This window comes from Cobetia sp. 1AS1, assembly GCF_029846435.1.
GTDB lineage: Bacteria > Pseudomonadota > Gammaproteobacteria > Pseudomonadales > Halomonadaceae > Cobetia > Cobetia amphilecti.
Genome location: NZ_JARWKU010000001.1, coordinates 18,852 through 43,133, shown reverse-complemented (window position 1 = coordinate 43,133; position 24,282 = coordinate 18,852). Strand labels below are relative to the sequence as shown.

The 24,282-nt window shown below is 65.0% G+C and carries 20 protein-coding genes; 5 read left to right on the top strand and 15 right to left on the bottom strand.

Annotated elements, in window-relative coordinates; genetic code table 11:
• Positions 1–241 precede the first annotated feature (241 nt).
• A complete protein-coding gene (gene rne / locus QD280_RS00175) occupies positions 242–4,447 on the top strand; it encodes a ribonuclease E (RefSeq protein WP_279837926.1) in 4,206 nt (1,401 codons plus the stop codon).
• 246 nt (positions 4,448–4,693) lie between these two features.
• Here the strand turns inward: rne and murB are convergent, their stop codons facing one another.
• The 9 genes from murB to QD280_RS00130 form a co-directional block, all read right to left on the bottom strand.
• Complete coding sequence (gene murB / locus QD280_RS00170) at positions 4,694–5,773, bottom strand: UDP-N-acetylmuramate dehydrogenase (protein WP_279837925.1); 1,080 nt, start codon at positions 5,771–5,773, stop codon at positions 4,694–4,696.
• Complete coding sequence (locus tag QD280_RS00165) at positions 5,770–6,327, bottom strand: low molecular weight phosphotyrosine protein phosphatase (protein WP_279837924.1); 558 nt, start codon at positions 6,325–6,327, stop codon at positions 5,770–5,772. Before QD280_RS00165 ends, murB begins: the two co-directional genes overlap by 4 nt.
• Positions 6,327–7,166 carry a 3-deoxy-manno-octulosonate cytidylyltransferase gene (kdsB, locus tag QD280_RS00160; RefSeq protein WP_279837923.1) on the bottom strand — a complete coding sequence of 280 codons (840 nt, stop codon included), beginning with the start codon at positions 7,164–7,166 and terminating at the stop codon, positions 6,327–6,329. The genes QD280_RS00165 and kdsB overlap by 1 nt, the downstream gene beginning before the upstream one ends.
• Positions 7,166–7,360, bottom strand: a complete 195-nt coding sequence (locus tag QD280_RS00155; protein ID WP_279837922.1) for a Trm112 family protein — start codon at positions 7,358–7,360, stop codon at positions 7,166–7,168. The genes kdsB and QD280_RS00155 overlap by 1 nt, the downstream gene beginning before the upstream one ends.
• Before the next feature lie 54 nt (positions 7,361–7,414).
• Positions 7,415–8,404: a tetraacyldisaccharide 4'-kinase gene (lpxK, locus tag QD280_RS00150; RefSeq protein WP_279837920.1), complete on the bottom strand. Its 990-nt coding sequence runs from the start codon at positions 8,402–8,404 to the stop codon at positions 7,415–7,417.
• A complete protein-coding gene (gene msbA / locus QD280_RS00145; RefSeq protein ID WP_225347686.1) occupies positions 8,401–10,149 on the bottom strand; it encodes a lipid A export permease/ATP-binding protein MsbA in 1,749 nt (582 codons plus the stop codon). Before msbA ends, lpxK begins: the two co-directional genes overlap by 4 nt.
• Before the next feature lie 28 nt (positions 10,150–10,177).
• Positions 10,178–10,603 (bottom strand): biopolymer transporter ExbD, encoded by a 426-nt coding sequence (locus QD280_RS00140; protein WP_153635253.1) that lies wholly within the window; start codon positions 10,601–10,603, stop codon positions 10,178–10,180.
• Positions 10,600–11,379, bottom strand: coding sequence for a MotA/TolQ/ExbB proton channel family protein (locus QD280_RS00135; RefSeq protein WP_082388116.1), 780 nt, complete (start codon positions 11,377–11,379; stop codon positions 10,600–10,602). Before QD280_RS00135 ends, QD280_RS00140 begins: the two co-directional genes overlap by 4 nt.
• Positions 11,380–11,486: 107 nt before the next feature.
• On the bottom strand, positions 11,487–14,387 hold the full coding sequence (locus tag QD280_RS00130; RefSeq protein ID WP_279837919.1) for a ComEC/Rec2 family competence protein: 2,901 nt from the start codon (positions 14,385–14,387) through the stop codon (positions 11,487–11,489).
• 201 nt (positions 14,388–14,588) lie between these two features.
• Here QD280_RS00130 and QD280_RS00125 point away from each other — a divergent pair, with 201 nt between their 5' ends.
• Positions 14,589–15,170: a DUF2062 domain-containing protein gene (locus QD280_RS00125; protein WP_279837917.1), complete on the top strand. Its 582-nt coding sequence runs from the start codon at positions 14,589–14,591 to the stop codon at positions 15,168–15,170.
• Between the two features lie 95 nt (positions 15,171–15,265).
• Here QD280_RS00125 and QD280_RS00120 read toward each other — a convergent pair whose 3' ends face one another.
• A complete protein-coding gene (locus tag QD280_RS00120; RefSeq protein WP_054555014.1) occupies positions 15,266–15,988 on the bottom strand; it encodes an ATP-binding cassette domain-containing protein in 723 nt (240 codons plus the stop codon).
• Positions 15,989–16,040: 52 nt separating this feature from the next.
• Entirely contained in the window at positions 16,041–17,285 is a 1,245-nt protein-coding gene (locus QD280_RS00115) for a lipoprotein-releasing ABC transporter permease subunit (protein ID WP_043332064.1), read from the bottom strand.
• A 253-nt stretch (positions 17,286–17,538) separates the two neighbouring features.
• Between QD280_RS00115 and QD280_RS00110 the strand changes: the two genes are divergently transcribed.
• The 3 genes from QD280_RS00110 (at position 17,539) to QD280_RS00100 (ending at position 20,680) form a co-directional block, all read left to right on the top strand.
• Entirely contained in the window at positions 17,539–18,600 is a 1,062-nt protein-coding gene (locus QD280_RS00110) for an agmatine deiminase family protein (protein WP_107335343.1), read from the top strand.
• Positions 18,600–19,520, top strand: a complete 921-nt coding sequence (locus tag QD280_RS00105) for a carbon-nitrogen hydrolase (RefSeq protein WP_054555016.1) — start codon at positions 18,600–18,602, stop codon at positions 19,518–19,520. Before QD280_RS00110 ends, QD280_RS00105 begins: the two co-directional genes overlap by 1 nt.
• Before the next feature lie 290 nt (positions 19,521–19,810).
• Positions 19,811–20,680: a DNA replication terminus site-binding protein gene (locus QD280_RS00100; protein WP_279837915.1), complete on the top strand. Its 870-nt coding sequence runs from the start codon at positions 19,811–19,813 to the stop codon at positions 20,678–20,680.
• A gap of 57 nt (positions 20,681–20,737) precedes the next feature.
• On the opposite strand, the gene QD280_RS00095 is transcribed toward QD280_RS00100, so the two are convergent.
• From QD280_RS00095 to QD280_RS00080, 4 genes are all read right to left on the bottom strand, one after another.
• Positions 20,738–21,070 carry a YrhK family protein gene (locus QD280_RS00095; RefSeq protein WP_279837913.1) on the bottom strand — a complete coding sequence of 111 codons (333 nt, stop codon included), beginning with the start codon at positions 21,068–21,070 and terminating at the stop codon, positions 20,738–20,740.
• Positions 21,071–21,199: 129 nt separating this feature from the next.
• Positions 21,200–22,591, bottom strand: coding sequence for a Si-specific NAD(P)(+) transhydrogenase (gene sthA / locus QD280_RS00090; protein WP_043331912.1), 1,392 nt, complete (start codon positions 22,589–22,591; stop codon positions 21,200–21,202).
• Positions 22,592–22,723: 132 nt separating this feature from the next.
• Positions 22,724–22,975, bottom strand: coding sequence for a (Na+)-NQR maturation NqrM (gene nqrM, locus QD280_RS00085; protein ID WP_043331913.1), 252 nt, complete (start codon positions 22,973–22,975; stop codon positions 22,724–22,726).
• Positions 22,976–23,208: 233 nt separating this feature from the next.
• Entirely contained in the window at positions 23,209–24,282 is a 1,074-nt protein-coding gene (locus QD280_RS00080) for an FAD:protein FMN transferase (RefSeq protein ID WP_244994850.1), read from the bottom strand.

Below are 24,282 nucleotides of genomic sequence, written 5' to 3'. Positions count from 1 at the left end.
GCAAATGCCAGGTGTTAGGGAAGAGACCGCAGGGCCGGAGGAGTACAAATCCCCGCAACACGTCCTGCCTCTTCCAAGTACTCAACATGATCATGCCGCATGTGGCCCGTCCACGGACTTGCCTGCATGCGAAAAACGCATTCCACGACATGCGCTGAGCACAACACGAAGCGGAAAACGGTTCCTCGTCGCCGACGCACAATGCGGCTGCCCTTCGGCACGCCCAGTCTAGCGAGACGACATGAAACGGATGCTCATCAACGCGACCCAGCCGGAAGAGCTGCGCGTCGCACTGGTCGACGGACAACGCCTTTACGATCTCGACATCGAGTCCGGCGCCCGCGAACAGAAGAAAGCCAATATCTACCGCGGCAAGATCACCCGCATCGAGCCCAGCCTCGAAGCCTGCTTCGTCGACTTCGGCGCCGAACGCCACGGCTTCCTGCCGCTCAAGGAAATCTCCCGCGAGTACTTCTCCAAGGACCCCGGCCAGGGCCGTCCCAACATTCGTGAAGTGCTCAAGGAAGGCCAGGAAGTCATCGTCCAGGTCGACAAGGAAGAACGTGGCAACAAGGGCGCCGCCCTGACCACCTTCATCAGTCTGGCCGGCCGCTTCCTCGTGCTGATGCCCAACAACCCGCGTGCCGGTGGTATCTCCCGCCGCATCGAGGGCGAAGAGCGCGCTCAGCTGAAAGAAGCGATGAACAGCCTGACCCTGCCGGACAAGATGGGCGTCATCGTGCGCACCGCCGGCATCGGCAAGAGCGCCGAAGAGCTGCAGTGGGACCTCGACTACCTGGCCCAGGTCTGGGACGCGGTGACCAAGGCCGCCTCCAGCCGCCCTGCCCCCTTCCTGATCTACCGTGAATCCAACGTCATCATCCGTGCCATGCGCGACTACCTGCGCAATGACATCGGTGAGGTGCTGATCGATTCTCCGGAAGTCCAGGAAGAAGCGCTGTCCTTCGTGCGTCAGGTGATGCCGAGCTACCAGCAGAAGATCAAGCTCTACGAAGACGACGTGCCGCTGTTCTCACGCTTCCAGATCGAATCCCAGATCGAGACCGCCTACCAGCGTGAAGTGAAGCTGCCCTCCGGTGGCGCCATCGTCATCGACCACACCGAAGCCCTCGTCTCCATCGATATCAACTCCGCGCGCGCCACTCGCGGCAGTGATATCGAGGAAACCGCGCTGCAGACCAACCTGGAGGCCTCCGACGAGATCGCCCGCCAGCTGCGTCTGCGCGACATCGGCGGCCTGGTGGTGATCGATTTCATCGACATGACGCCGGCACGCAACCAGCGTGAGGTCGAGAATCGTGTGCGCGACGCGCTCAAGATCGACCGCGCTCGTGTCCAGATCGGTCGCATCTCACGCTTCGGCCTGATGGAAATGTCGCGTCAGCGTCTGCGTCCGTCACTGGGCGAGACCAGCGGCGTGGTCTGCCCGCGCTGTGACGGCCAGGGCACCATCCGTGACGTGCGCTCCATGGCGCTCTCCATCATGCGCCTGATCGAAGAAGAGGCCATGAAGGAGCGCAGCTCGCAGATCCGCGCCATCCTGCCGGTGCCGGTCGCGACCTACCTGCTCAACGAGAAGCGCGCCACGCTGTTCGACATCGAACGTCGTCAGGGCGTGAATGTCGTGCTGCTGCCGAACCCGGAGCTCGACACGCCGCACTACGAAGTCGTGCGTCTGCGTGACGACCACGTCGATGAAGACGGTGCCGACAAGTCCAGCTTCGAGCTGTCCGTCGAGACCGAAGTCGGCAAGGAACCGGATCCGAACTTCGACAAGCCGCCGGCGCGCACTGAAGCAGCCGTCAAGAGCGTGTCCCACACCACGCCTGCTCCGGTTGCCGCACCGGAAGCGCCTGCCGCAGCGCCCGCCGCCGTGGTAGAGAGCGCTGACAGCAGCAATGACAGCGATAGCCGCAACGGCAACGGCAAGAACAACGGCAATCGTCGTCGCAACGGTAACGGCAGCAGCAACGGTCGCAACCGCCAGGAGTCGCGCAACGAGTCTCGTAATGACACTCGCAGCGAAGGCCGCAACGACAGCCGTCAGAGCTCGCGCAATGACAACCGTCAGGGCAATCGCTCGAGCCAGGGCAATGACACCCGCGCTCAGGCCAGCAAGCAGGAAGTCGTGGCGCAGCCGTCAGCCCAGACTCCCGCCAGGACTGCCGCTCCGGCCACCGGTGGCGGCCTGCTGTCGCGCCTGGCCCGAGGCTTCAGCCGTCTGCTGGGCAATGACAGCGACACCGCCGTGCCGGCCAAGTCCAGCGAAGCCCGCAAGGCACTGGAAAAGGCCCGCGAGCGTCGCGAGACCGTCAGTGAAGCCAGCGCTCCGGCAGCGGCTCGCAACGACTCCCGCAATGGCCGCAACGCTGAACGTAGCAACGACCGCAACAACGACCGCAGCAATGACGGCCGTGGCAACGAGCGTGATGACAACCGCAAGGATTCCCGTCGTCGCAATGACAACGCGTCACGCAACAACGACGGCGAGTCACGCAACAGCGGCAACGATTCCCGCGGCAACGACGCTGACAGCAGCAGCCAGAACGATGGCCGCAGCAACAACAAGCGCCGTCAGCGCAACGACCGTGGCAACCGTCGCAAGTCCAACGAGTCGCGTCAGGACAGCCAGCAGGAAATCGTCACCAACGACAGCAAGCCGCAGGCCGAACCGGAGCAGACGCCGCAGGCTGACAACAGCCCGAAAGCCGAAGCCAGGAGCAGCGACAGCCAGAACGCCAAGGCCGACAACGCCAGCAAGCGCGATTCCGGCAAGCGCAGCGACAAGCCGGCGCGTGGTGAAAAGCCGGCCAAGACTGACAAGGCCGAGCAGGTCGACAGCAAGCAGGCACGCGAGTCCATCAAGGCAGCCGAACAGGCCGAGCAGGTGGAACAGCAGGTCAACAGCGAAGACCAGCAGACTCGCAACAACCCGCGTGTGCGCAGCCGTCAGCATGCTCTGAACCCGCTGGCGGTCGAAGAGCAGAAGTCGCTCAAGGCCATGACGCTGGCAGGCCCGCAGGCCACCGCTGCTCCGGCAGCCGCTACTTCGGCAGCCACTGCGGTACCGGCCATTGCTGAGGAAGGTGCCGAAGCCGTCAGCGCCACTACCGCTGCTCCGCAGGGCGAAGCCAATGCCCCGCAAGGCATGGAAAGTGCCCCGCAAGGCAACGACAGCGCCTCGCAGGGTGAAAACAGCACCGCAGCACAGGACGCGCCGGCCAGCGCCGAGCAGTCTGCCAGCGCAGACCTCACGGCTGCCGTTGCACCGGAAGTCAGCGAGCCGAGCAACGAGACGCTGAGAGAGACGGTAGCCCCTGAGTCAGCGGCATCCGATGCGCAAGCGTCTGAGTCTGAGCCAGCGACAGCGGAAGTGCCCGAGCCGGTCGTCGAAGCGCCGATCGAAGCACCTGCCGAAGAGGCGCCCGAAGCGCCTGCCACTGGCGCTCACCAGGCGCAGAAGACTGAGCAACACGCCGCCCAGCGCACTGAGCAGCACGCCGTCCAGCAGCCAAGCGTGCACCAGCCGCAGGCCAGCGCAGCTGACGACGCCGTCGACACGCCGGCCGTCACCGCGGCAGAAGTCGCGCCGGAAGCCGCGGCCGATGAGCAGTCGCTGAAGGAAAGCGTGACCAGCGAAGCCGCTGCGCCTGAAGCGCCAGCCGTCGCCGAGGAAGGTGCCCAGGCACCGGCCGCCGAAGCGCAAGCTGCCGAGCAGACCGAAGCTCAGGCACCTGTCGCTGAAGCAGAGGAAGCGATCGCCGCTGAAGCCGACACTGCCAGCCAGCCTGCGCAGCCTGTGGCGGAAGAGCCTGCCGTGGAAGACGCTGCCGCTGAACAGCCTGTACAGGAGGCCGCGCACGAAGAGGCTCCTCAGCAGACTGAGAGCAGCGAGGCGAAGGTGACGCAAAGCGCTGACGTGGCCAGCACTGAGATTGAGCCTGCCGTCAGCACTGAGCGCACCGCAGATACTGTCGCTGAAGCTGCGGAAGGCTCTCAATCAGCTGAAGGCTCTGATTCTGCTGACGGCTCTGATGCTACTGCTGAAGGTGCCGAAAGCGCCGTCAACGTCAGCGCCAGCGTCGAGAATGCGCCGGCCGAGGCAGCGTTCGCGACTGCCGAACGTCACGACAATGTCGCCGTGGCGCAAGCCGTGAGCGACGACTCCCATACAGGGGAAGTCGCTGACAGCGAGCACAAGCAGGCACCGAGCGAGCAAGGCGAGACGACAGCGGCAGAAGGCGTGCAGCAGGACAGCACGCAGCCAGCCACCGAGACCCGCCGTCGCCGTGGCGAACGCGCCTACAACGATCCGCGTGAAGTGCGTCGTCGTGAGCGTGAAGCTGCCGAACGTGCTGCCGCACAACAGGCCAGCGCAGAGACTCAGGACACGACCGCTCAGGATGACAGCAACACGTCTCACTGAGTCCTGAGGCTGGCGCCCTGCCCCTGCCGTCGCTCTGCCGCCCCTTTCAGCCACCAGCGCTGAAGGGGGGCAACAGAAAGGCAGCAAGACAGGGGCTATGTGAAGGTCTATGCCAGCCGCTCCCGTTGAGCAGCAAGTCAGAACCAAGCGCTGAAAACAAGAACGCCCCGCAGGCAAGCCTGCGGGGCGTTCTTGTTTTCAGCGTATAACTCAATGTGTACGACTCTGGGCCTCAGCCCTCGGGCATCACCCTTCAGGCATCATCCCAAGCTCGCGCGGCTCCTGCTCGAGCCAGACCCCGAAGCGGGTGTGGACGGCCTCACGCACCTCCTGCGCCAGTGCCAGCAGCTCCGTGACGGCCCCCTCACCGAAGTGCACCAGCACCAGCGCCTGCTGAGCATGTACGCCGACATGGCCTCTGCGCGCGCCCTTGAGACCACATTGATCGATCAGCCAGCCTGCTGCCAGCTTGATGCTACCATCGGCCTGCGGGTAATGCGGCAAGCTCGGGAAGCGGGTCAGCAGCGCCTGGGCCTCAGCCTGGGGAAGCTGCGGATTCTTGAAGAAACTGCCGGCATTGCCCAGTTGCGCGGGGTCGGGCAACTTCTCACTGCGCGTGGCAATCACCGCCTGGGCGACCTGCAACGGCGTCACCTCCTCCCCTTGCGGCAACGCCGCACTGACGCGCTGGGCGAGATCACCATAACCGAGCCGGGGCGACGCCTGGCGCGATACCTGCAACTCCAGACGCGTGATCAGCACGCGATGCTCAAGCGCGCCCTTGAAGATGCTGTCGCGATAGCCGAAACCGCATTCCTCGCGATCCATCCAATGGCAGCTGCCATCTTCCAGCGACATGACTTCCAGGCGCAGCAGATGGTCTGCCAGCTCGACGCCATAGGCGCCGATATTCTGGATAGGCGCCGCACCGCAGCACCCGGGAATCAGTGCCAGGTTCTCGTAGCCCCACCAGCCGGCGGCGGCCAGCTCCATCACCAGTGCATGCCAGCGCTTGCCGGCCTCGACAGAGACCGTGGCCGTCAGGCCGTCTCCTGCCGGCGTGATGGTGACCTCATCAAAGGCCGGACGCATGACATGGGCATCCAGCCACGGCAGCAATACCAGATTGCTGCCGCCGCCGATCACCACCAGACGCTCACCAGCCTGCCGGGAGGCCAGCACCTGCGCCCTGGCCGCCTCGATGGTGTGTGGCTCGCTCAGGGCGCGGGCACGCGCCGAGAAGCCCAGCGTATTGCAGCCATCCAGCGCCACCCCCTCACGTTGCGAGGTGTCGCCAGCGTTCTGATCACGGGATACCTGAGTCATGAGCGCGCCCGCGCCGTGGTCGCCGCAGGCAGTGCCGCAATGAGCGCCTCGCAGGCCACATCGATCAGATCCAGCACACGCTCGAAGGCATCGGGGCCCCCGGTGTAGGGGTCCGGCACCTCACGACTGCCCGCTGCCAGCGCGGGCAGCGGGGTCGGCAGCAGGTCCAGCAGGCGACCGATCAGCGCCTGATCACCACTGTTGCTGCGCGCAGCCAAGGCACGGGTATCGGCAAGATTGGTGTCGTCCATCACCAGAATCAGATCGAAGTCGTGAAAGTCCTGGTCGCACAACTGACGGGCACGCAGCGTGCTGATGTCGTGTCCGCGCTTGGCCGCATGCGCGATGGCCCGCGAATCAGGCTGACCGCCGACATGCCAGTCACTGGTGCCGCAACTGTCCACCGTGACGACCTGATCCAGACCATGGCGCGTCAACGCCGCACGCAACACGCCTTCGGCACTCGGTGAGCGGCAGATATTGCCCAGGCACACCATCAGGATGCGCTCCAATGGCGCCTGACGCTGGACCAGTTGCTCAAGAAGCTCGCTCATCAGGCCTCTCCGCTCTCGCTGCCTGCCGCTGCTTGCGCCAGCCAGTCACGCACGCGCTCGAGATCCTCCGGCGTATCGACACCGCCTGGGTGCGCCGTGCAGGCAATGGCCACCTGGATGGCATGACCATGATGCAGCGCGCGCAGCTGCTCGAGCTGTTCGAGCTGCTCCAGCGGGGCCGGCAGCCAGTCGACGTAATCGGTCAGGAAGCTGGCACGATAGGCGTAGAGGCCGATATGGCGCAGCCAGGAATCGGTGGCCAGCATGTCCGGTGGCGTGGTGAAGTGCTCGCGGTCCCACGGGATAGGCGCACGCGAGAAGTACAGGGCACGCCCGCGCAGGTCACGCACCACCTTGACCACATTGGGATTGAACAGGCTGTCGACGCTGGCGATCGACTCCGCCAGCGTGGCGATCGAGGCGCCCTCGTCTTCCTCGAGGCGTACCGCCACCTGATCGATCAGCGCCGCCGGCAGCAGCGGCTCGTCGCCCTGGACGTTGACCACCAGGGTCTCGGGGGCCAGCGCCAGCAGCGTGACCACCTCGGCAAGGCGGTCCGTCCCGCTGGGATGATCGCCACGCGTCATCACCACCTCGGCCCCGAAGCCTTCACAGGCCTCACGGATGCGCTCGTCATCGGTGGCGATCACGACCCGGCTGGCCTGACTGGCGCAGGCATTGCGCCAGACGTGCTCGATCATCGGCTGGCCATGAATGTCCGCCAGGGGCTTGCCCGGCAGGCGTGAGGAGTTGAAGCGCGCCGGAATCACGACCACGAAGCCGGACTCGCCCTCTGAACGGCTGTCGTCTGCCTGCCCCTGCTGCAGAAGGTCACTCATCAGCCGCGGCTCCCCTTGAGCTTCTCGTCGGCATCCATCTGGCGCGCTTCTTCTTCCAGCATGACGGGAATGCCGTCGCGTACCGGATAGGCGAGGCCATCGTAGAAGCACTTGAGCTCGGCGTTCACCGCATCATAGGTCAGCTTGGCCTGACACAGCGGGCAAACCAGTAGCGCGAGCAGTTCCTTGTCCATCGAGACATCTCCGGAATAACAGCAGAAAAGAAAGAAAATTCAGCGATCAAGCACTCAGAGCGCCTCAAGGCGTTTGGCGAGCCAGTCCACCAGCGCCTGGTCCGGACGCGCCTCGACATCCAGCGCCCAGCAGCGCTCATTGGCGAAGCTGCGACACTTGACGGCGTCCTTGGCGGTCATCACCACGGGCAGATTGTCGGAAAAGCGCAGATCCGTCGGCGTGAAACGATGGTGGTCCGCCAGCGGACGCGGCAGATGCTCGACCCCGAGGTTGGTCAGGGTGCGGAAGAAGCGCTGCGGATTGCCGATACCGGCCAACGCATGCACCTGACCGCTGAACGGCAGCTGATGGGCAGGATAGCGCACGTCGTCGATAAGGTGGCGCCAGTGGACCGGCGTCAGCTTCATGCAATGCGATTCCACCGGCAGGCGCGAGCAGTCGATGACACCGTTGGAGATCACCGCATCGACACTGGCGAGGCGCGACAACGGCTCGCGCAGCGGCCCGGCGGGCAGGCAACGCTGATTGCCGAAGGCACGCTCACCGTCCACGACCACCAGCTCGATATCGCGCCCCAGCGCATGATGCTGCAGACCGTCATCGGAGAGCAGAATGTCGCAGCCCGCGGCAATCAGGCGCCGCGCCGCGCTCGGGCGATCCGGATCGGCCGCCACCGGCAGGCCGGTCTGCTGGGCCAGCATCACCGGCTCATCGCCGGCATGCTGAGGATCGGTATCGGCCTGCACGTAGAGGGGATAGCGCGGCGAATGCCCGCCGTAGCCGCGCGAGATGATGCCCGGGCGCCAGCCCTGCTCGCTCAACCAGCGCCCCAGCCAGGCGACCAGCGGCGACTTGCCGGTACCACCGACGGTAATGTTGCCGATCACGATCACCGGCACCGGCGCCTTCCAGACCTCACGCTTGCCGGTGAGATAGGCGTTGCGCTTGCGCGCCACCACATTCTTGTAGACATGTTCCAGCGGGCGCAGCAGATGAAGCCAGCCGGCGCCGCGATACCAGGCGTCTACCAGTCGTTCACTCATGCGTCTGCCGTCTCCCGGAACTGGATGCGATGCAGCGCGGCATAAGCACCTTCCTGAGCAATCAATGATTCGTGGGTGCCGTCTTCGATGATCTCGCCATCATCCATCACCAGGATGCGGTCCGCCTTCTCGATGGTGGACAGACGGTGGGCGATCACGAAGGTCGTCCGGCCCTGACACACTTCCTCCAGCGCGCGCTGGATATAGCGTTCGGATTCGGTATCCAGCGCCGAGGTGGCCTCATCCAGCACCAGGATCGGCGAGTCCTTGTAGATGGCACGAGCGATGGCGATACGCTGGCGCTGACCACCGGAGAGCATCACGCCATTGTCGCCGACGATGGTGTCGTAGCCTTCGCTCATGCGCTCGATGAATTCGTGGGCATAGGCCGCGCGCGCCGCCTCTTCCACCCGTGCCTTGTCGACCTCACCGGTGCCATAGGCGATGTTGGCGGTCAGGTCGGCATTGAACAGGGTGACATTCTGCGAGACCAGCGCGATCTGCTGACGCATCGGGCGCAGCTTGTAGTCCTCGATGGCGACATCATCGATCAGGATGCGGCCGGTGGTCGGCGCGTAGAAGCGCGGCAGCAGGCTCATCAATGTCGACTTGCCCGACCCCGAACGCCCGACGATGGCGACCATCTGCCCCGGCTTCACCTCCAGATCGATGCCCTTGAGCACCTCCGGCTGATGGTCTGCATAGCGGAAGTGGACATTGTCGAAGCGCACACGGCCCTCGAGGCGACCCTCGGGCACCAGGGTGCCGTTGTCCGGCTCTGCCGGCGTATCCAGCAGGCCGAACAGTTCTTCCGAGGCCGCCATGCCCTTCTGGATCTCGCCGTTGACTTCGGTCAACTGGCGCACCGGCTTGGCCATCATCGAAGCGGCGGTGATGAAGCCGACGAACTCACCGGCGCTCATGCCGGCCATCAGTTCCGGCGCCATCGCCAGCCACACCAGCGTGGCCAGTGCCACGGCGATCAACAGCTGGATGACCGGCGTGGCGGTGGCCTTGGTCAGCGCTTCCTTCATCTTTTGCTCGCGGTTGTACTCACTGACCGCCGCGAAGCGTGCCTTCTCGTAATCCTCGGCACCGTGGGTACGCACGACCCGATGGCCGGACAGCGCCTCGGAGGCCACGTGGGTCACCTCGCCCATCGAGCCCTGGATACGCTTGGAGAGCTTGCGGAAGCGCTTGCTGGCATAGCTGACCACCCAGCCGATCAGCGGCGTAACCGCGATGAAGACCAGTGTCAGCTTCCAGTTGGTCCAGAACAGATAGCCCAGCAGGCCGAGCACGAAGAAGCCTTCGCGCAGGATGATGGTCAGCGCCTTGGTGGCTGCGCCGGTGATCTGCTCGACATGGTAGGTGACGCGGGTGATGAGATGGCCAGTGGAGTTCTCGTCGAAATAGCGCCCCGGCAAGTGCAGCATGTGGTTGAACACCGTGGTACGCAGGGTGTGGACCACGTTGCGCGCCACATCACTCATGCAGTAGGTGCCCAGGAAGGTGCCGACGCCGCGCACGGCGAACATACCGATCACGAACAGCGGCAGGAACAGTCTGAACTGGGCGTCAGGATTCTGAATGCCGTCGATCAGGCGCTTCATCATCTCGGCCAGCGCCGTACTCGAGGCACCGTAGATGATGTAGCCGACGACGGCGGCCAGAAACATCTTCCAGTACGGGCGAACATAGCCGAGCAAGCGGCGGTAATGAATCCAGGTGGAGTCGCGACTCACGGGGTCTCCATAGACTTGGGCGGCGCCCTCATGGGGCATCCGGTGATGATGATTCCGTCCCGATACGCGTACTGATGCGCACACGGGTGATACCCACTTCAGCGGCGGCGTCCAGCGCCGTGACCACCTTGGCGTGGGGCGTGCGGCCATCGGCTTCGAGGATCAACCCGAAGCGATCTGCCTGGTCCTTGTACTGCGCAAGTTGCGCTCCCAGTTCATCCTCGCCGAGGCTTGCCTCGCCGAGCGTAAAATCACCTGCCGCCCCGATGCTCAGGATCAAGGGCGCCTGCTCTACCGCGCTGGCCTGACTGGACTGCGGCAGGATGAGGTCCAGCGCTCGACGGCTATCGAAGGTCGTCGAGACCATGAAGAAGATCAGCAGCAGAAACACCACGTCGATCAGCGGGGTGAGATTGACCTCCACCGACTCACGCTGGCGACGCGGAAACCTCATGACGGCCTCCCGGCACCTGCCCCCTTGCCATCATCGCCACCATAGGGGTCATCGGCGTCACGACGCATGTAGGCCGGCAGGTCTTCCGGCAGGCGCTCATGGGGCTCCGGCACCTGGCCGGGGCGCTGGCCCGGGCGACGGTCGATGCCGTCATGGCTCTCGGCCAGCCCGAGCTCGCCCTGATGGTGCGAGATATACTCCACCACCTGCCCTGCCTGCTCCTCCATGTTGACGGTGATGTCCTCGACACAGCGCTGGAAATAGCGATGGAACATCAGTGCCGGAATCGCCACCGTCAAGCCGGACGCCGTCGTCACCAGCGCCTGGGAAATCCCGCCGGCCAGCTCCTGGGCGCGCTCGGCGCTGCCCGCATCGACGATCACGGCGAAGACGTCGATCATGCCGACCACCGTGCCCAGCAGCCCCAAAAGCGGCGTGATGGCGGCGATGGTGCCCAGCGGACTCAGGAAGCGCTCCATGTCATGGATGACGGCCACGGCCGACTCCTGCATGCGCGCGCGTACCTGCTCATTGCCCAGGCGCGCATTGCGCAGCCCCGCCGCCAGCACGTTGCCCAGCGGCGAATGACTCTCCAGCCAGTAGACATTGACCTGTCCCTGGCTGATCAGTTCACACACCTGCTGTCCCAGGCCCTTCGGCGCGATGCGTCGACGACGCAGCGTCCACAGGCGCTCGAGGATGATGGCCAGTGCCACGACGGAACATCCGAGGATGGGGAGCATCAAGACTCCCCCTGCGTACAAGGCTTCCAGCATGTGACCTCTCCCTTGGTCTCGATGCCTCTGCGGGCACCATTGTTGTCGTGTCAGATGTCACGCGCCATCCCTGTCGCGTAGGCCGTATGAATCCGCCATGCATCTGATCATTCAGCGGATTTTACCCCAAGGCACCTCACTCCGATACCGCCAGCCCTGCGCGCTGGTTGCAGCCGCTCCCCCTGCGGCCACCACTCCCAGTGCAAGGCACCATCCAGCCCGACATGCCAGAGACACTCGACATGACGCGCCAGACGCTCCACCACGTCCGGATGCGGATGACCATGCGGATTGTAGCGACCGGCGCTGACAATCGCGTGACGCGCCGCCAGGCTCTCAAGCCAGGCATCACCACTGCTGGAGCGGCTGCCGTGATGGGCGACCACCAGCAACGGCAAGCCGCGCCCGGCCAGGCGCTGGCGCAGCGTCGCCTGCAACTCACGCTCCTGCTGCTGGCCGATATCGCCGGTCAGCAACGCCAGCGGGCGCGCGCCATGTGCTATCAAGACCACACAGGAGTGCGCGTTGTCACGTCGGGCCTTCAACCCTGCTGGCGGCCACAGCATCTCAAGGCGCACGGGCTGGCCCTGCAGCTGACCGAGGGTGATGCTGCGCCCGGCGACACACTCCCGCATTGCCACCTCATCGAGCCAGCTTACCTGACGCTCCAGTCGCGCCCGCTGCCCGGCCGGCACCCACAAGGCGGCGATCTCCTCGGCAGACAGGGCCTGCAGTCCACCGGCGTGATCGCCATCCCCGTGACTCATGATCACGCCGATAGGCTCTCCCGCCACGGATGGCGCCCCCGGCAAGCGGGCGCTGGCATTGCGCGACGCCGCCCCCAAGTCGTAACGCCAGTGCCTCGGCACCTGCCGTGACGCGTCAGTCGAGTCACTCGCGCTCGGCGCCAGATGACTGCGCAGCGACAGCGCCAGCCCCTGCCCGACATCGTGCACCGTCAGACTGAGCGCGGGCGCCCGGGGCGAGAACGAGGCGGATTCTGTCGCGCGCGTGCCGGCGTCCCGCCCGACGGTGGCCAGCGCAGTCGGTGACCACGGCAAGGCCAGCGCCGCCAGCGACAGCCCCCAGCAGAGTGCCACGCTGCCACACAGGCGCTTCAGACGGCCATCGAGGCCCGGCACCCCCTCCGCCAGCCAGGCACCCAGCAGGGCCATGACCGCGAGCGTCAGGATCAAGGCCGAGGGAGTGGCGTTTGACAGACCCGCCGCCATTGGCGCCTGCGGCCAGCGCCCCTGCGTCGACGCCAGCGAAGACAAGGTCTCCATCGTCTGCGCCATGCCCTGTGCCAGCAGCTGCCATAGACCGCCGCTGAACACACCATCGGCGAGCATCGCCGCGGGCCGTGACGGGATGAGCCCCGTAAACAGCAACAGCTGCTCGAGTCCCGCAAGCCCCCAGCCCAGCATGCCAAGCGGCACGATCAATAGCGTCACCAAGGGCGCCATCAGCAGATTCATCGGCAGCGACAACCAGGACAGCTGGCCGCGCGAAAGCAGCAGGGCCGCGCCCATGACCAGCGTCAGCAACCACTGGCTGCGCAACGTGGCCAGACACCAGCCGCGCATTCCCCGCGGTCGCGAGCGGCCCTGCCAGGCCAGCAACAACACCGCCACGGCGATGAATGACAACCAGGTGCCCGGGCGCCACAGCGCCAGCGGGTCCAGCCCCAGCACCAGAATCAGCGCCAGCATCCAGACCTGCCAGACACCCAGCCCGCTGCGGCCACTCGCCATCCAAAGCCCGACCGTCACCATCAAGGCGGCGCGCAGGGCCGGAGGTGCCAGGCCTGCCAGCAAGGCGAAACTCCAGGCCGCCAGACAGGCAAGCCACCAGGGCGCGACGCTGAATCGCCATCCGCCCGGGCGCCAGAGACGCAGCACGCCGAAACTCAGCCCCAGCACCAGGCTTGCCATCAATCCGACATGCAGCCCCGACACCACCGCCAGATGCGTCAGCCCGGTGGCGTTCAGCGTGTCCCAGTCGTCATGGGTCAGTGCCGAGACCTTGCCCAGCGTCAATGCCGCCAGCCAGCGACAGGGCGAACCCGGCCAGTCGACCAGCGCCTCGCCTTCGCCCTCGCCTTTGCCACAGCGCTGCCACAGAGCCTGTTCGGCATGCAGGCGCAGTGCTGCCAGCCCGCCTGGTGGCGCCAAGCGCTGCGCAAGAGACAGTTGTCGCACATACCCCGTGGCGACGATGCCTTCGCGCCATAGCCAGGCGACACGATCAAACTCCGCAGGGCTTACTGAGCGCCCGAAGGCTGGGTTGCTGGCACCATGAGGCGGCACCAGACGCACGACCATGCGCCAGCGCTCACCGGCCTGCCAGGGAGTGGCCAGCGCCTCGCGTGTCGCTACATCGCGGGGCAGCTTGCGTGGCCAGTAGCGCCGAAGCTGGACTCGCTGATCCAGCAGCCGCTGACAGGCGGCCTGACGCCCGGCATTCGCGCTGGGTACCTCCGTCACCTGGAAGAGATCACAGCGCGAGACGCGCAGCACCAGGCGCACCGAGTCATCAGGCGTCGGCAGCGCGCGATTGACCTGCTCGACCCGGCCTTCCAGCCATAGCTCCTGGCGCGTCAGCGCCTCCACCATCACGAGCGGCTGCTGCAGAAGGCCGATCACCAGCCCAACCCCCAGCGCTGTCGAGAGCCGCAGGCTCAAGGCCCCGAGCCGAGAACGGCGTGACTCAGCGTCGGGAGCAGGGCGCGGGAAAGCACGAGCAGGAATGGCGGCCAAGGCCCCCGCCACCATCAGCCAGCAGAGCAGCAAGGCGGCCAACAGCAGGTTGTCGCTCAGCGTCATGAAGGCGGCCCAGCCATGCGCCCCACCCTCTTGCGCGCCGAGCCCTGCCGATGAGCGTGACTGCCAATCCGCGCCCCACTCGCCCTGGCGTGACAGCCAGATGCCCACCACCAGTCCCGCCAGCAGCTGGGCCAGCGAGGCCGGTGACAGCCAGAATCGAGCGGGATGGGACGATTTATTCACGGTGGCGCCTGACATGTTGCTGGCCTCTTGCAAGGTCACCCATGGCGCAGCCCGTCAGGCATGGCGCGGGCTTTGCTGTGCTCAGTGCCGAATCGAGACACGCGGGTTGCAGATCACGAACCGGATAACTGCGCAGTCAGCATGGCAGTCCTGTAGCCATGTATGGATAATGGCCGGCGTTGAATGCCAAATGGCCAAGTCATGCCTCGTCGTCTACTCAAGCGGCTCATGCCGGAACCGGATGCCCTCAAGCGCAAGAAGTCGCTGCGCTTCATGCATCACCTGATCGCCGATCCCGCACTGTGGGCGTTGTCGCGACGCACTGTGGCCAATGCCTGCATGGTGGGGCTGTTCTGTGCGCTGCTGCCGATTCCCTTCCAGATGGTGGTGGCCGCCTTCGGTGCTTGGGCACTGCGCTGCAACCTCGCGTTGTCGGTGGGTCTGGTGTGGGTGACCAACCCGCTGACCATGCCGGTGGTCTACTACGCGACCTACCGCGTGGGTGCCTGGATGCTGGACACGCCCGCACGCGTGATGCCGGACAAGGTCTCCGCGGCCTGGTTCGCCAACCAGCTGGAAGACATCCTGCCCGCTCTGGCGCTGGGTTCGCTGGTCAGCGCCGTCGTCCTCGCGCTGCTGGCCAACATGCTGGTCCGCCTCTTGTGGCGCTATCAGGTGGTGCGCAACTGGCGCAGCCGCCGCAAGGCGCGCCTGGCCGCCAGGCGTTGCAGCAAGGAGCAATCGTCACGCCAGAATGCTGAGCAGGACACGGACAAGCTCTGAACGCTGCCGACAGGCACGCATGAAAAACGCCCCGCCATCGAGAGATGGCGGGGCGTTTGGCTTTCTGGCTAGCGTGAATCAGTCAGCGGCTCGACTCAGTCCTCGTGCAGCTTGCCGCCATCCAGGCGCAGCACACGGTGCTGGTGCGCGGCCAGACCGTTGTCGTGGGTCACGATGATGAAGGCCGCCTGCGCTTCACGCGCGATGTCATCCATCAGCTCGAGAATGCGCGCCGCCGTGGTCTGATCCAGGTTGCCGGTCGGCTCATCCATCAGCACCAGGCTCGGGTCGGTCACCAGCGCACGCGCGATGGCGACGCGCTGGCGCTCACCCCCGGACAGCTCGCCCGGCTTGTGATCGGCGCGCGGCGCCATGCCGACCCGCTCCAGCAGCTTGCGCGCCTTGACGGCAGCCTCGGCGCGCTTGTGGCCACGGATGATCAACGGCATCGCCACGTTCTCTTCGGCACTGAATTCCGCCAGCAGATGGTGGAACTGATACACGAAGCCGATGTGCTGATTGCGGAAGCTGCCCAGCGCCGACTCGCTGAGTTCGGACAGGCGCTGGCCGGCCACTTTCACGATGCCCTGACTGGGATGGTCCAGCCCGCCGAGCAGGTTGAGCAGCGTGGTCTTGCCGGAGCCGGAGCTGCCGACGACGGCGACTCGCTCACCGGCATGCACGCGCAGCTCCAGCTCGTCGAGCACCTGCACCTCTTGCGGGCCCTCATCGTAACTGCGACTCAGGCGCTCACAGATCAGCATCGGCTTGCCGTGGGCCTGACCCGGCGCGTGAGTGTCAGAAGCCGGCGTCGGCATGGCGGTGTCTCCAGCAGCGGAACGGATGGATGCATCAGACGGTGTCGACGGATTACTCATAGCGCAGCACCTCCGCCGGCTGGATGCGCGAGGCGCGCCAGGCCGGATACAGCGTCGACAGGAAGCTCAGCACCAGCGCGGAGCCGATGATGATGCCCATGTCGCTCATCTCGAGGCGCGATGGCAGATAGCTGATGAAGTAGACGTTGGGGTCCAGGAACTGGATACCGAAGGTCGACTGAACCCAGGCGATGATGTCGGAGACGCTCAGTGCCAGCGCCACACCGGCGATGGCGCCGATGATGATGCCCATCACGCCGATGGTCAGCCCCTGCACGATGAAGATGCCCATGATGGAACCGGGCCTGGCCCCGAGGGTGCGCAGGATGGCGATGTCAGCGTGCTTGTCCGTCACCATCATCACCAGCGTCGAGACGATGTTGAAGGCGGCGACGGCGACGATCACCATCAGCAACAGGCCGATCATGTTCTTCTCCATCTGGATGGCGGCGAACAGGTTGCCGTGGGTGCGCTTCCAGTCCATGCCGCGATACTGCGGCCCCAGCTGACTGACGATGTCGCGGGTGACCTGATCGGCGCTGAACAGGTCATCGAGCTTCAGGCGCACCCCCTGGACGTCGCCTTCCTTGAAGCGCGCCAGCTTGGCCATGTCCGAGATATCGGTGTAGGCAAGGCTGGCATCGACGTCTGCGCCTACCTTGAAGATACCGGTCACCGTGAAGCGCTTGAGGCGCGGGAAGATGCCCCCGGGCGTGATGGAGGCCTCGGGCACCAATAGCGTGACGCGATCCCCCACGCCGACGCCCAGGTTGCGCGCCAGCAGCTCGCCCATCACGATGCCCCAGCTGCCGGGCGTGAGATCCGCCAGGCTGCCCTGCACCATGTGCTCGCTGATGATCGAGACCTGGTCCTCCGCGGACGGATCGATGCCGGTGACCAACGCACCCTTGTTGCGGCCGTTGGTGGTGAACATGCCCTGCTGCTCGATATAGGGCGCCGCACCGACGACATGCGGCTTCTCGCGCAGCTTGCCGGCCAGCGTCTCCCAGTCGGTGACGCTGTCACGCGCCTCGACGCGCACATGCGGCACCATGCCCAGCACGCGGGTACGCAGCTCGTGGTCGAAGCCGTTCATCACCGACAGCACCAGAATCAGCACGGCGACGCCTAGCGACAGCCCCAACATCGAGGTCAAGGAAATGAAGGAAATGAAATGGTTACGGCGCTTGGCGCGGGTATAGCGCAGGCCGATCAGAAAGGGTAGGCGATCCAGCAGCATCGAAGTCGATTCCTTGGGTCAGGGTCGCGGGCCATGATACGCATTCCGCAGGCTCGGCGCATGGAGCCATATTCGAACGCAGTTTGCCAGCCTTCGTCTGTGGCCAACATGAACCGCCAGCATGGCAAGACATGTGTAAGTCAGACACCACAGGGCTAGCGTCGGCTCATGGCTCTGCTATCATCGCGCGCCGAGTCCGCGGCATTGCGGCTTGCGCCTTTATCGTTACCTCTTCATCAGGGAGATGCCCATGGCCACCCGTCTGCTCGCCGAATGGCACCCGCAGGACGCCATCCAGCTCAGCTGGCCCAGCCCGCACAGTGACTGGAGCGAGATGCTCGAGAGCATCGAAGCCACCTGCGAGGCCATGGTGATCGCCATCAGCCGCTATCAGCACGTGCTGATCAGCGTCAGCGATGACGCCACCCGCGAGCGCCTTGCCGCGCGCTTCGCCGGTTTCGGCGTGCCCGCCGAGCGCCTGCATCTTTTCGTGGCGCCGCTGGATGACACCTGGACGCGCGACCATGGCCCCATCACCATCGAACGTGATGGCCAGCCGGTGCTGCTCGACTACACCTTCACCGGCTGGGGCGGCAAGTTCGAGGCCGCCCGCGACAACGCCCTGACCCGCGCCCTCGCCGCGCAGGGGGCCTACGCAAGCCCGGTGGAAAGCCGCGACTTCATCCTGGAAGGCGGCGGCATCGAGAGCGACGGCCAGGGCACCCTGCTGACCACCGAGGCCTGCCTGCTCAACGACAACCGCAATGCCGGCCTGAGCCGCGCCCAGGTCGAGGCGCAACTCAAGGCCGATTTCGGGGTCAAACGCGTGCTGTGGCTCGCCAATGGTCATCTGGAAGGCGATGACACCGACAGCCATGTCGACACCCTGGCGCGCTTCTGCGACCCGCGCACCATCGCCTATGTCCGCTGCGATGATCGCGACGACCCGCATTACCCGGCGCTCAAGGCGATGGAAGCCGAGCTTGAAGCCCTGCGCGATGCCAATGGCGACCCCTACTTCCTGGTGCCGCTGCCGTGGCCGGATGCCTGCTTCGATCCGGACGACAGCCATCGTCTGCCGGCGACCTACGCCAACTTCCTGATCATCAACGGGGCCGTGCTGGTGCCGACCTACGCCGATCGTCACGACATGATCGCCCTCAAGGCCCTCGCCAGCGCCTTCCCCAAGCGTGACATCATTCCGGTCGATTGCCGCGCCGTGATTCGCCAGCATGGCAGCCTGCACTGCATGACCATGCAACTGCCCAAGGGCACGCTGGCCACCTCGAACACCTCTCAAGGAGCACTGTGATGACTGCTTCCCGCCGTACACTCAAGGTCGGTGTCGTCCAGCAACAGGGCTGGCCCGACAAGGACACAAGCCTGGCGGCCAGCGAAGCCGCCATTCGTCGCCTTGCCGCCGATGGCGCTGAGCTGGTGATGCTGCAGGAGCTGCATGCCAGCCACTACTTCTGCCAGACCGAAGACACCGAGATCTTCGATCTCGCCGAACCCCTCGAAGGCCCGACCACCCAGCGTCTGGCCGGCCTGGCCGCCGAACTCGGCCTGGTGATCGTCGGCTCCATCTTCGAGCGCCGCGCGGCGGGCGTGTATCACAACACCGCCGTGGTGCTCGACAAGGCCGCTGGCCTGGTCGGCACCTTCCGCAAGATGCACATCCCGGATGATCCCGGCTTCTACGAGAAGTTCTACTTCACGCCGGGCGATGCACCCAGCGCACAGTCCCCGCGCCGTGGCTTCGAGCCCATCGACACCTCGGTCGGCCGTCTGGGCGTGCAGGTCTGCTGGGACCAGTGGTACCCCGAAGGCGCACGCCTGATGGCGCTGGCCGGTGCCGAGATGCTGCTCTACCCCACCGCCATCGGCTGGGACCCGCGCGACGATGAAGCCGAGCAGACGCGCCAGAAGGATGCCTGGACCCTGATCCAGCGCAGCCACGGCGTCGCCAATGGCGTGCCGGTGATCGTCGCCAACCGGGTCGGCCATGAAGCGGACCCGACGCCTGCCAGCGAAGGCATCCAGTTCTGGGGCGGCAGCTTCATCTGCGGCCCACAAGGCGAGCTGCTGGCGCATGGCGGCACCGAGCCCGAAGAGCTGCTGGTCGAGGTGGACCTGGCGCGCGGCGAAGATGTGCGCCGCATCTGGCCTTACCTGCGCGATCGTCGCATCGATGCCTATGGTGATCTCACCGAGCGCTACCGCGACCGCTGAGCCCATCGGGCTTTGCAGGTGCCGGCCTGACAACAGCACCCTATCGAGATCACATAGACCCCCGTAGAGACAGGAGGGCGCCCAGCGTGGCGCCCTCTTCTGTTTCGGTCTGTCGGCGCAGCCGCAGCCGGCCTCTCCCGTCACTCCATTCCGGGTGATTCAGTCTCTCGGAGCCCTTCTTCTGCCCGCGCATGCCGCCATGGTCTGACTTGCCATCCCAGTCACGCTAGGCTAAACAAGATAACGCGATAAAAAATCACGTCTCCCTTGCTGCAATCAGGACGCAGAGCATGCCCGAATACCAGTTGATGGCCAGAATAGAAGCGGCCTTCGATACGCAGATCAGTGCCGCCGATCAGGTCATCACCGCGGTCAGAGAAGAGAATTCACCACTCTGGCGACTGGATGGCGTCAGTGCCGATAGCGAATGGCTCAGCCAGGCGTTGCAGGACGTGTGGTATCAGGATGGCCAGGACGGTCGAGTCACCCGCCCCTATCTGGGCGTGGTCGCCGCAGGCCCGACGGTGATCGAGCGCGTCGCGGCGCTCAACGCCGCCAAGGAGCAGCTGGCGGAGCTCTTCGCCGAGCTGCGCGAGAAGTATCCCGACCAACTGGCCGAGCTGAAGGCGATTCTGCCCTTCCGCCATCCGGGACTGAATCAGCACCTGAGGGGCGATGGACTGGCGCGGCTGCATCTCAAGCAGTGCTGGCGGCGGGTGCCGGTGGCGGAAGCGCCGGTGGCGCGAGTGCGCTTCGCCTGGTACAGCTCTGGGCGCTCGATCCAGCGCGTCAGCGTGGCGGAGTGTGAAGCCTTGCTGATGAAGCTGGATACCGAGGCCGAGCACGTACGCCTGCAGCTCAAGCTGCTCGCTGGCTTGCCATCGGATGAGATTCTGGCCCGCATCCAGCCCCAGGCGCCGCTGATGCGCGCCAACCTGTTCTACCGTGAGCCGGTGATGCGCGAAGACGGCGAGCTACGCACGCGCCGCGCGCTGAATGTCTCTCTGCCGCTGTTCCTGCCGCATGATGACCTGCGCCTGCCCGCTCTCAACCAGCCAAGCCCGACGCCGCCCACCGAGCGCACACGCGCCCGCCGCGGCGACGTGCGCATCGAGGACACCCCCTTCCTCAGGAGTCTGCGCGTGCATCGCTATCGCTGATCCCTAGAGCCGGAGAGCCGGAGAGCCGGTGAGACAGCCAGGCCGTGAAGACGCCTGCTAGAGGTCCAGCGCCGATTCGGGCATCCGCTTGAGGTGCATGCGGCGCGCCAGGCGAATCACCGGCTTGAGCGTCAGCTGCAGCGAGCCGATCACGAACAGCCAGATTCCCAGCGTCATCCACTCTTCCCAGAAGAAGCACACGCTGCCGATCGTGAACAGCAGGCCCAGCACCAGCTCATTGATGATGCTGGCCAGCTCATAACGGCGATGGATGATCAGCTCCTCATGGCCAAGCCGCAGCGTGAGGTCCGAGGTCGGATCATCCTGCAGTGGCTCGCGTGACTGCGCGCCCGACTGGCGAGTGTCGTGTTGCTGTGAATCATCCTGCATGCGTCATTTCCTCAAGGCTCATCAACAAGGTTTCCCAGTTGGGAGCCCGACAACCACAAGGCCCCGACATCAATGATGTCGGGGCCTTGTGGTGTGCCTTCAAGTCAGCGGGCGCGAGGCCCGCGCCGCTCAGAACAGACGGTTGAGTCCATTCATGGCCGCGACCCGGTAGGCTTCCGCCATGGTCGGGTAGTTGAAGGTGGTGTTGACGAAGTACTTGAGCGTATTCGCCTCACCCTTCTGCTGCATGATGGCCTGACCGATGTGCACGATCTCGGACGCCTGGTCACCGAAGCAGTGGATGCCGAGAATTTCCAGCGTATCGCGATGGAACAGGATCTTGAGCATGCCGACGGTATCGCCGGTGATCTGGGCACGGGCGGTGTCCTTGAAGAACGCCTGCCCCACTTCGTAGGGGATGCGCGCCTCGGTCAGTTCGGACTCGCCACGCCCCACCGAGCTGATCTCGGGGATGGTGTAGATACCGGTCGGCACCTCATTGACGAACTTGAACTCTTCTCCCAGCAGGTTGGCCGACGCGAAGCGGCCCTGATCATAGGCGGCGGATGCCAGGCTCGGCCAGCCGATCACATCGCCCACCGCATAGACGTGGTCCAGCTCGGTGCGGTACTGATCATCGACGGTCAACTGACCGCGGCCGTTAGCCTGCAGCCCGACATTCTCGAGACCAAGGCTGTCGGTGTTGCCGGTGCGGCCGTTGGCCCACAGGAAGGCGTCTGCGCGCAGCTTCTTGCCGGATTTGAGGTGCACGACCACACCGGACTCATCGCCCTCGATGCGATCGTATTCCTCGTTGTGACGCACCAGCACGCCGTTGTTGCGCAGGTGATAGGACAGCGCGTCGGAAATCTCGTTATCCAGGAAGGAGAGCAGACGATCACGCGTATCGATCAGGTCGACCTTGACGCCAAGGCCGGAGAAGATCGAGGCATACTCGGAGCCGATGACACCGGCGCCGTAGATGATCAGCGTGCGCGGCGTGTGTGACAGCCCCAGGATGGTATCGGAGCAGTAGATGCGCGGGTGGCGGAAGTTGACGTCCGCCGGGCGGTAGGGACGCGAGCCGGTGGCGATCACGACCTTCTCCGCGTGCAGCTCCTCGACCCCTTCATGGGCATCGCGTACCACGACGGTGTGCTCGTCCTTGAAGCGCGCGGTACCGAAGAACACATCGATGCGATTGCGGGCGTAGAAGCGCGTACGCATCTCGACCTGCTGCTCGATGGTGCGGCGTGAACGCTCCAGCACCTTGGGGAAGGAGAACCAGCGCGGCTCGCCGATATCGCGGAACATGCGATTGGTGTTGAACTCGATGATCTGCTTGACCGCGTGGCGCAGCGCCTTGGAAGGGATGGTGCCCTTGTGGGTGCAGTTGCCGCCCACGGAAGACTGAGCCTCGATCACGGCGACACGCTTGCCATGCTTGGCCGCGTTGACTGCCGCGCTTTCCCCTGCCGGACCGGTACCGATCACGACGACATCGTAGTTATAGACTGCCATGAGACTCGCTTTGCTCCTTGATTGTTCGTAGACCGGCCCTGACACGTACGGTCTCACCTCGCGGTGACACTGCCATGTCAGGGCCGGTAGCAGGCCTTGCGGCCGGCGGGCTCTGAGCCATCAGAGCAGAAATCAGCGACGTGCGGCGTCGTAGGCCAGATCGCTGGCCGGCTTGCCGCCACTCTCTGCCATCAGACGCTGGCGATCCTGCTCCTTCTCGCACTCCTCGTCCTTGCCGCCACAGATGTCACAGCCATCCTTGAGCCCGAGGTTGTTGAGACCACCGCAGGAGCCGGCGATCGGCTTGCGGCCCATCAGGACACCGACGGCCATCACGCCAATCAGCAGCAACATCGCGGCGAACACCAGTAACCAGATCGTCATGTCATTCCTCCCGGGGCATGGCCCCATTGTGAACCTCTCGCGCGGGTCGGCTCCAGCGTAGCTTGCACCCTGTCGATCCTGTGGATCATTCAGGACAGCATCCAGAAGATGCCATGCAATCCGAGTGCCCGACCCTGTCGGAGGCGTGTCTCGACAGATGGCAGATGAAAAGGCCCGGCCGGCTGCCTCTCGGCAGACCGGCTCTCGATAGACCGGCTCTCGGTAGACCGAGCTCAGGCGCCGGCTTCATCTGCGGGCTTCGTGTCACCTGTCGCCGGCGCGTCCTTCAGGTAGGGCGCAAATGCCGGACTCCAGGACTGTTTAAAGCCATCATCCGTTTTGACAATGAAATAGGCGGCAATGTTCTCGCGATCTGCGATCGTCATTGCCTTCTCGGCGCCCAGCACGTTGAGTGCCGTGGCCCAGGCGTCCGCACTCGCGCAATCCGGCGTGATCACGGTGACCGAGGCCAGACTGTGCTGGATCGGTCGACCGGTACGTGGATCGATCGTGTGCGAGTAACGTACGCCGTCCTGCTCGAAATAGTTGCGGTAATCACCGGAGGTGGCAACCGCGGCATTGCCGGGATCGATGATCCGCTGCACCGAGCGCTCGAAGGACTTCGGCGCTTCGATGGCGATACGCCACGGCTTGTGGCCGGGCTTCTCACCCTTGACGCGGATCTCGCCACCGACTTCGACCAGATAGTTCTCGATGCCATTGGCCTCGAGCACATCGGCGACTCGGTCTACCCCATAACCCTTGGCGATCCCCGACAGGTCGGCATACACCGGCTTGCGCTTGATCACCGTATTGCCATCGAGCTCCAGCGCCAGATGATCGACCTTCTCGAGCGCCCGCGCGATCTGTTCATCGCTCGGCGCCTTGTCGAGACGCTCATCCGGACCGAAGCCCCACAGATTGACGGCCGGGCCGACGGTGATATCGAAGGCCCCGTCGGAGCGCTTGCCGATATCCTGCGACTCGGCCAGCACCTGTGCCAGGCCATCCGACAGCGTGATCGGCGTATCCAGCGGCGCCTGATTGAGCTTCGAGAGCTCCGAGGCGTCCTTGTAGGTCGACATCTGCCAGTCGACCTTGTCGAGCGCCTCGAGGCTCGCCTGCTTGAGCGACGCCACCTCATCGGCATCCAGGTCCGCAGCTACCGTGACATGGAACCCGGTGCCGAAGATGGGGCCGGCGAAGCGATGCAACTCAGGGTTGCTGGAATTTTCACAGCCTGCAACCAGCAGGGCCAGCCCCATGAGGGCCGGCCCTGCCAGTCGTCTTGCGACGCGTGACATCAT

Coding starts and splice junctions, on each gene's coding strand:
- QD280_RS00140 (WP_153635253.1), bottom strand. CDS start 10,603: ATGAGGTTTCCGCGTCGCCAGCGTGAGTCGGTGGAGGTCAATCTCACC.
- sthA (WP_043331912.1), bottom strand. CDS start 22,591: ATGGCAGTCTATAACTACGATGTCGTCGTGATCGGTACCGGTCCGGCA.
- QD280_RS00095 (WP_279837913.1), bottom strand. CDS start 21,070: ATGCAGGATGATTCACAGCAACACGACACTCGCCAGTCGGGCGCGCAG.
- kdsB (WP_279837923.1), bottom strand. CDS start 7,166: ATGAGTGACCTTCTGCAGCAGGGGCAGGCAGACGACAGCCGTTCAGAG.
- QD280_RS00125 (WP_279837917.1), top strand. CDS start 14,589: ATGCCTCGTCGTCTACTCAAGCGGCTCATGCCGGAACCGGATGCCCTC.
- QD280_RS00110 (WP_107335343.1), top strand. CDS start 17,539: ATGGCCACCCGTCTGCTCGCCGAATGGCACCCGCAGGACGCCATCCAG.
- lpxK (WP_279837920.1), bottom strand. CDS start 8,404: ATGAGTGAACGACTGGTAGACGCCTGGTATCGCGGCGCCGGCTGGCTT.
- nqrM (WP_043331913.1), bottom strand. CDS start 22,975: ATGACGATCTGGTTACTGGTGTTCGCCGCGATGTTGCTGCTGATTGGC.
- QD280_RS00165 (WP_279837924.1), bottom strand. CDS start 6,327: ATGAGCGAGCTTCTTGAGCAACTGGTCCAGCGTCAGGCGCCATTGGAG.
- QD280_RS00120 (WP_054555014.1), bottom strand. CDS start 15,988: ATGCCGACGCCGGCTTCTGACACTCACGCGCCGGGTCAGGCCCACGGC.
- murB (WP_279837925.1), bottom strand. CDS start 5,773: ATGACTCAGGTATCCCGTGATCAGAACGCTGGCGACACCTCGCAACGT.
- QD280_RS00155 (WP_279837922.1), bottom strand. CDS start 7,360: ATGGACAAGGAACTGCTCGCGCTACTGGTTTGCCCGCTGTGTCAGGCC.
- QD280_RS00100 (WP_279837915.1), top strand. CDS start 19,811: ATGCCCGAATACCAGTTGATGGCCAGAATAGAAGCGGCCTTCGATACG.
- QD280_RS00135 (WP_082388116.1), bottom strand. CDS start 11,379: ATGCTGGAAGCCTTGTACGCAGGGGGAGTCTTGATGCTCCCCATCCTC.
- QD280_RS00080 (WP_244994850.1), bottom strand. CDS start 24,282: ATGATGTCACGCGTCGCAAGACGACTGGCAGGGCCGGCCCTCATGGGG.
- QD280_RS00105 (WP_054555016.1), top strand. CDS start 18,600: ATGACTGCTTCCCGCCGTACACTCAAGGTCGGTGTCGTCCAGCAACAG.
- rne (WP_279837926.1), top strand. CDS start 242: ATGAAACGGATGCTCATCAACGCGACCCAGCCGGAAGAGCTGCGCGTC.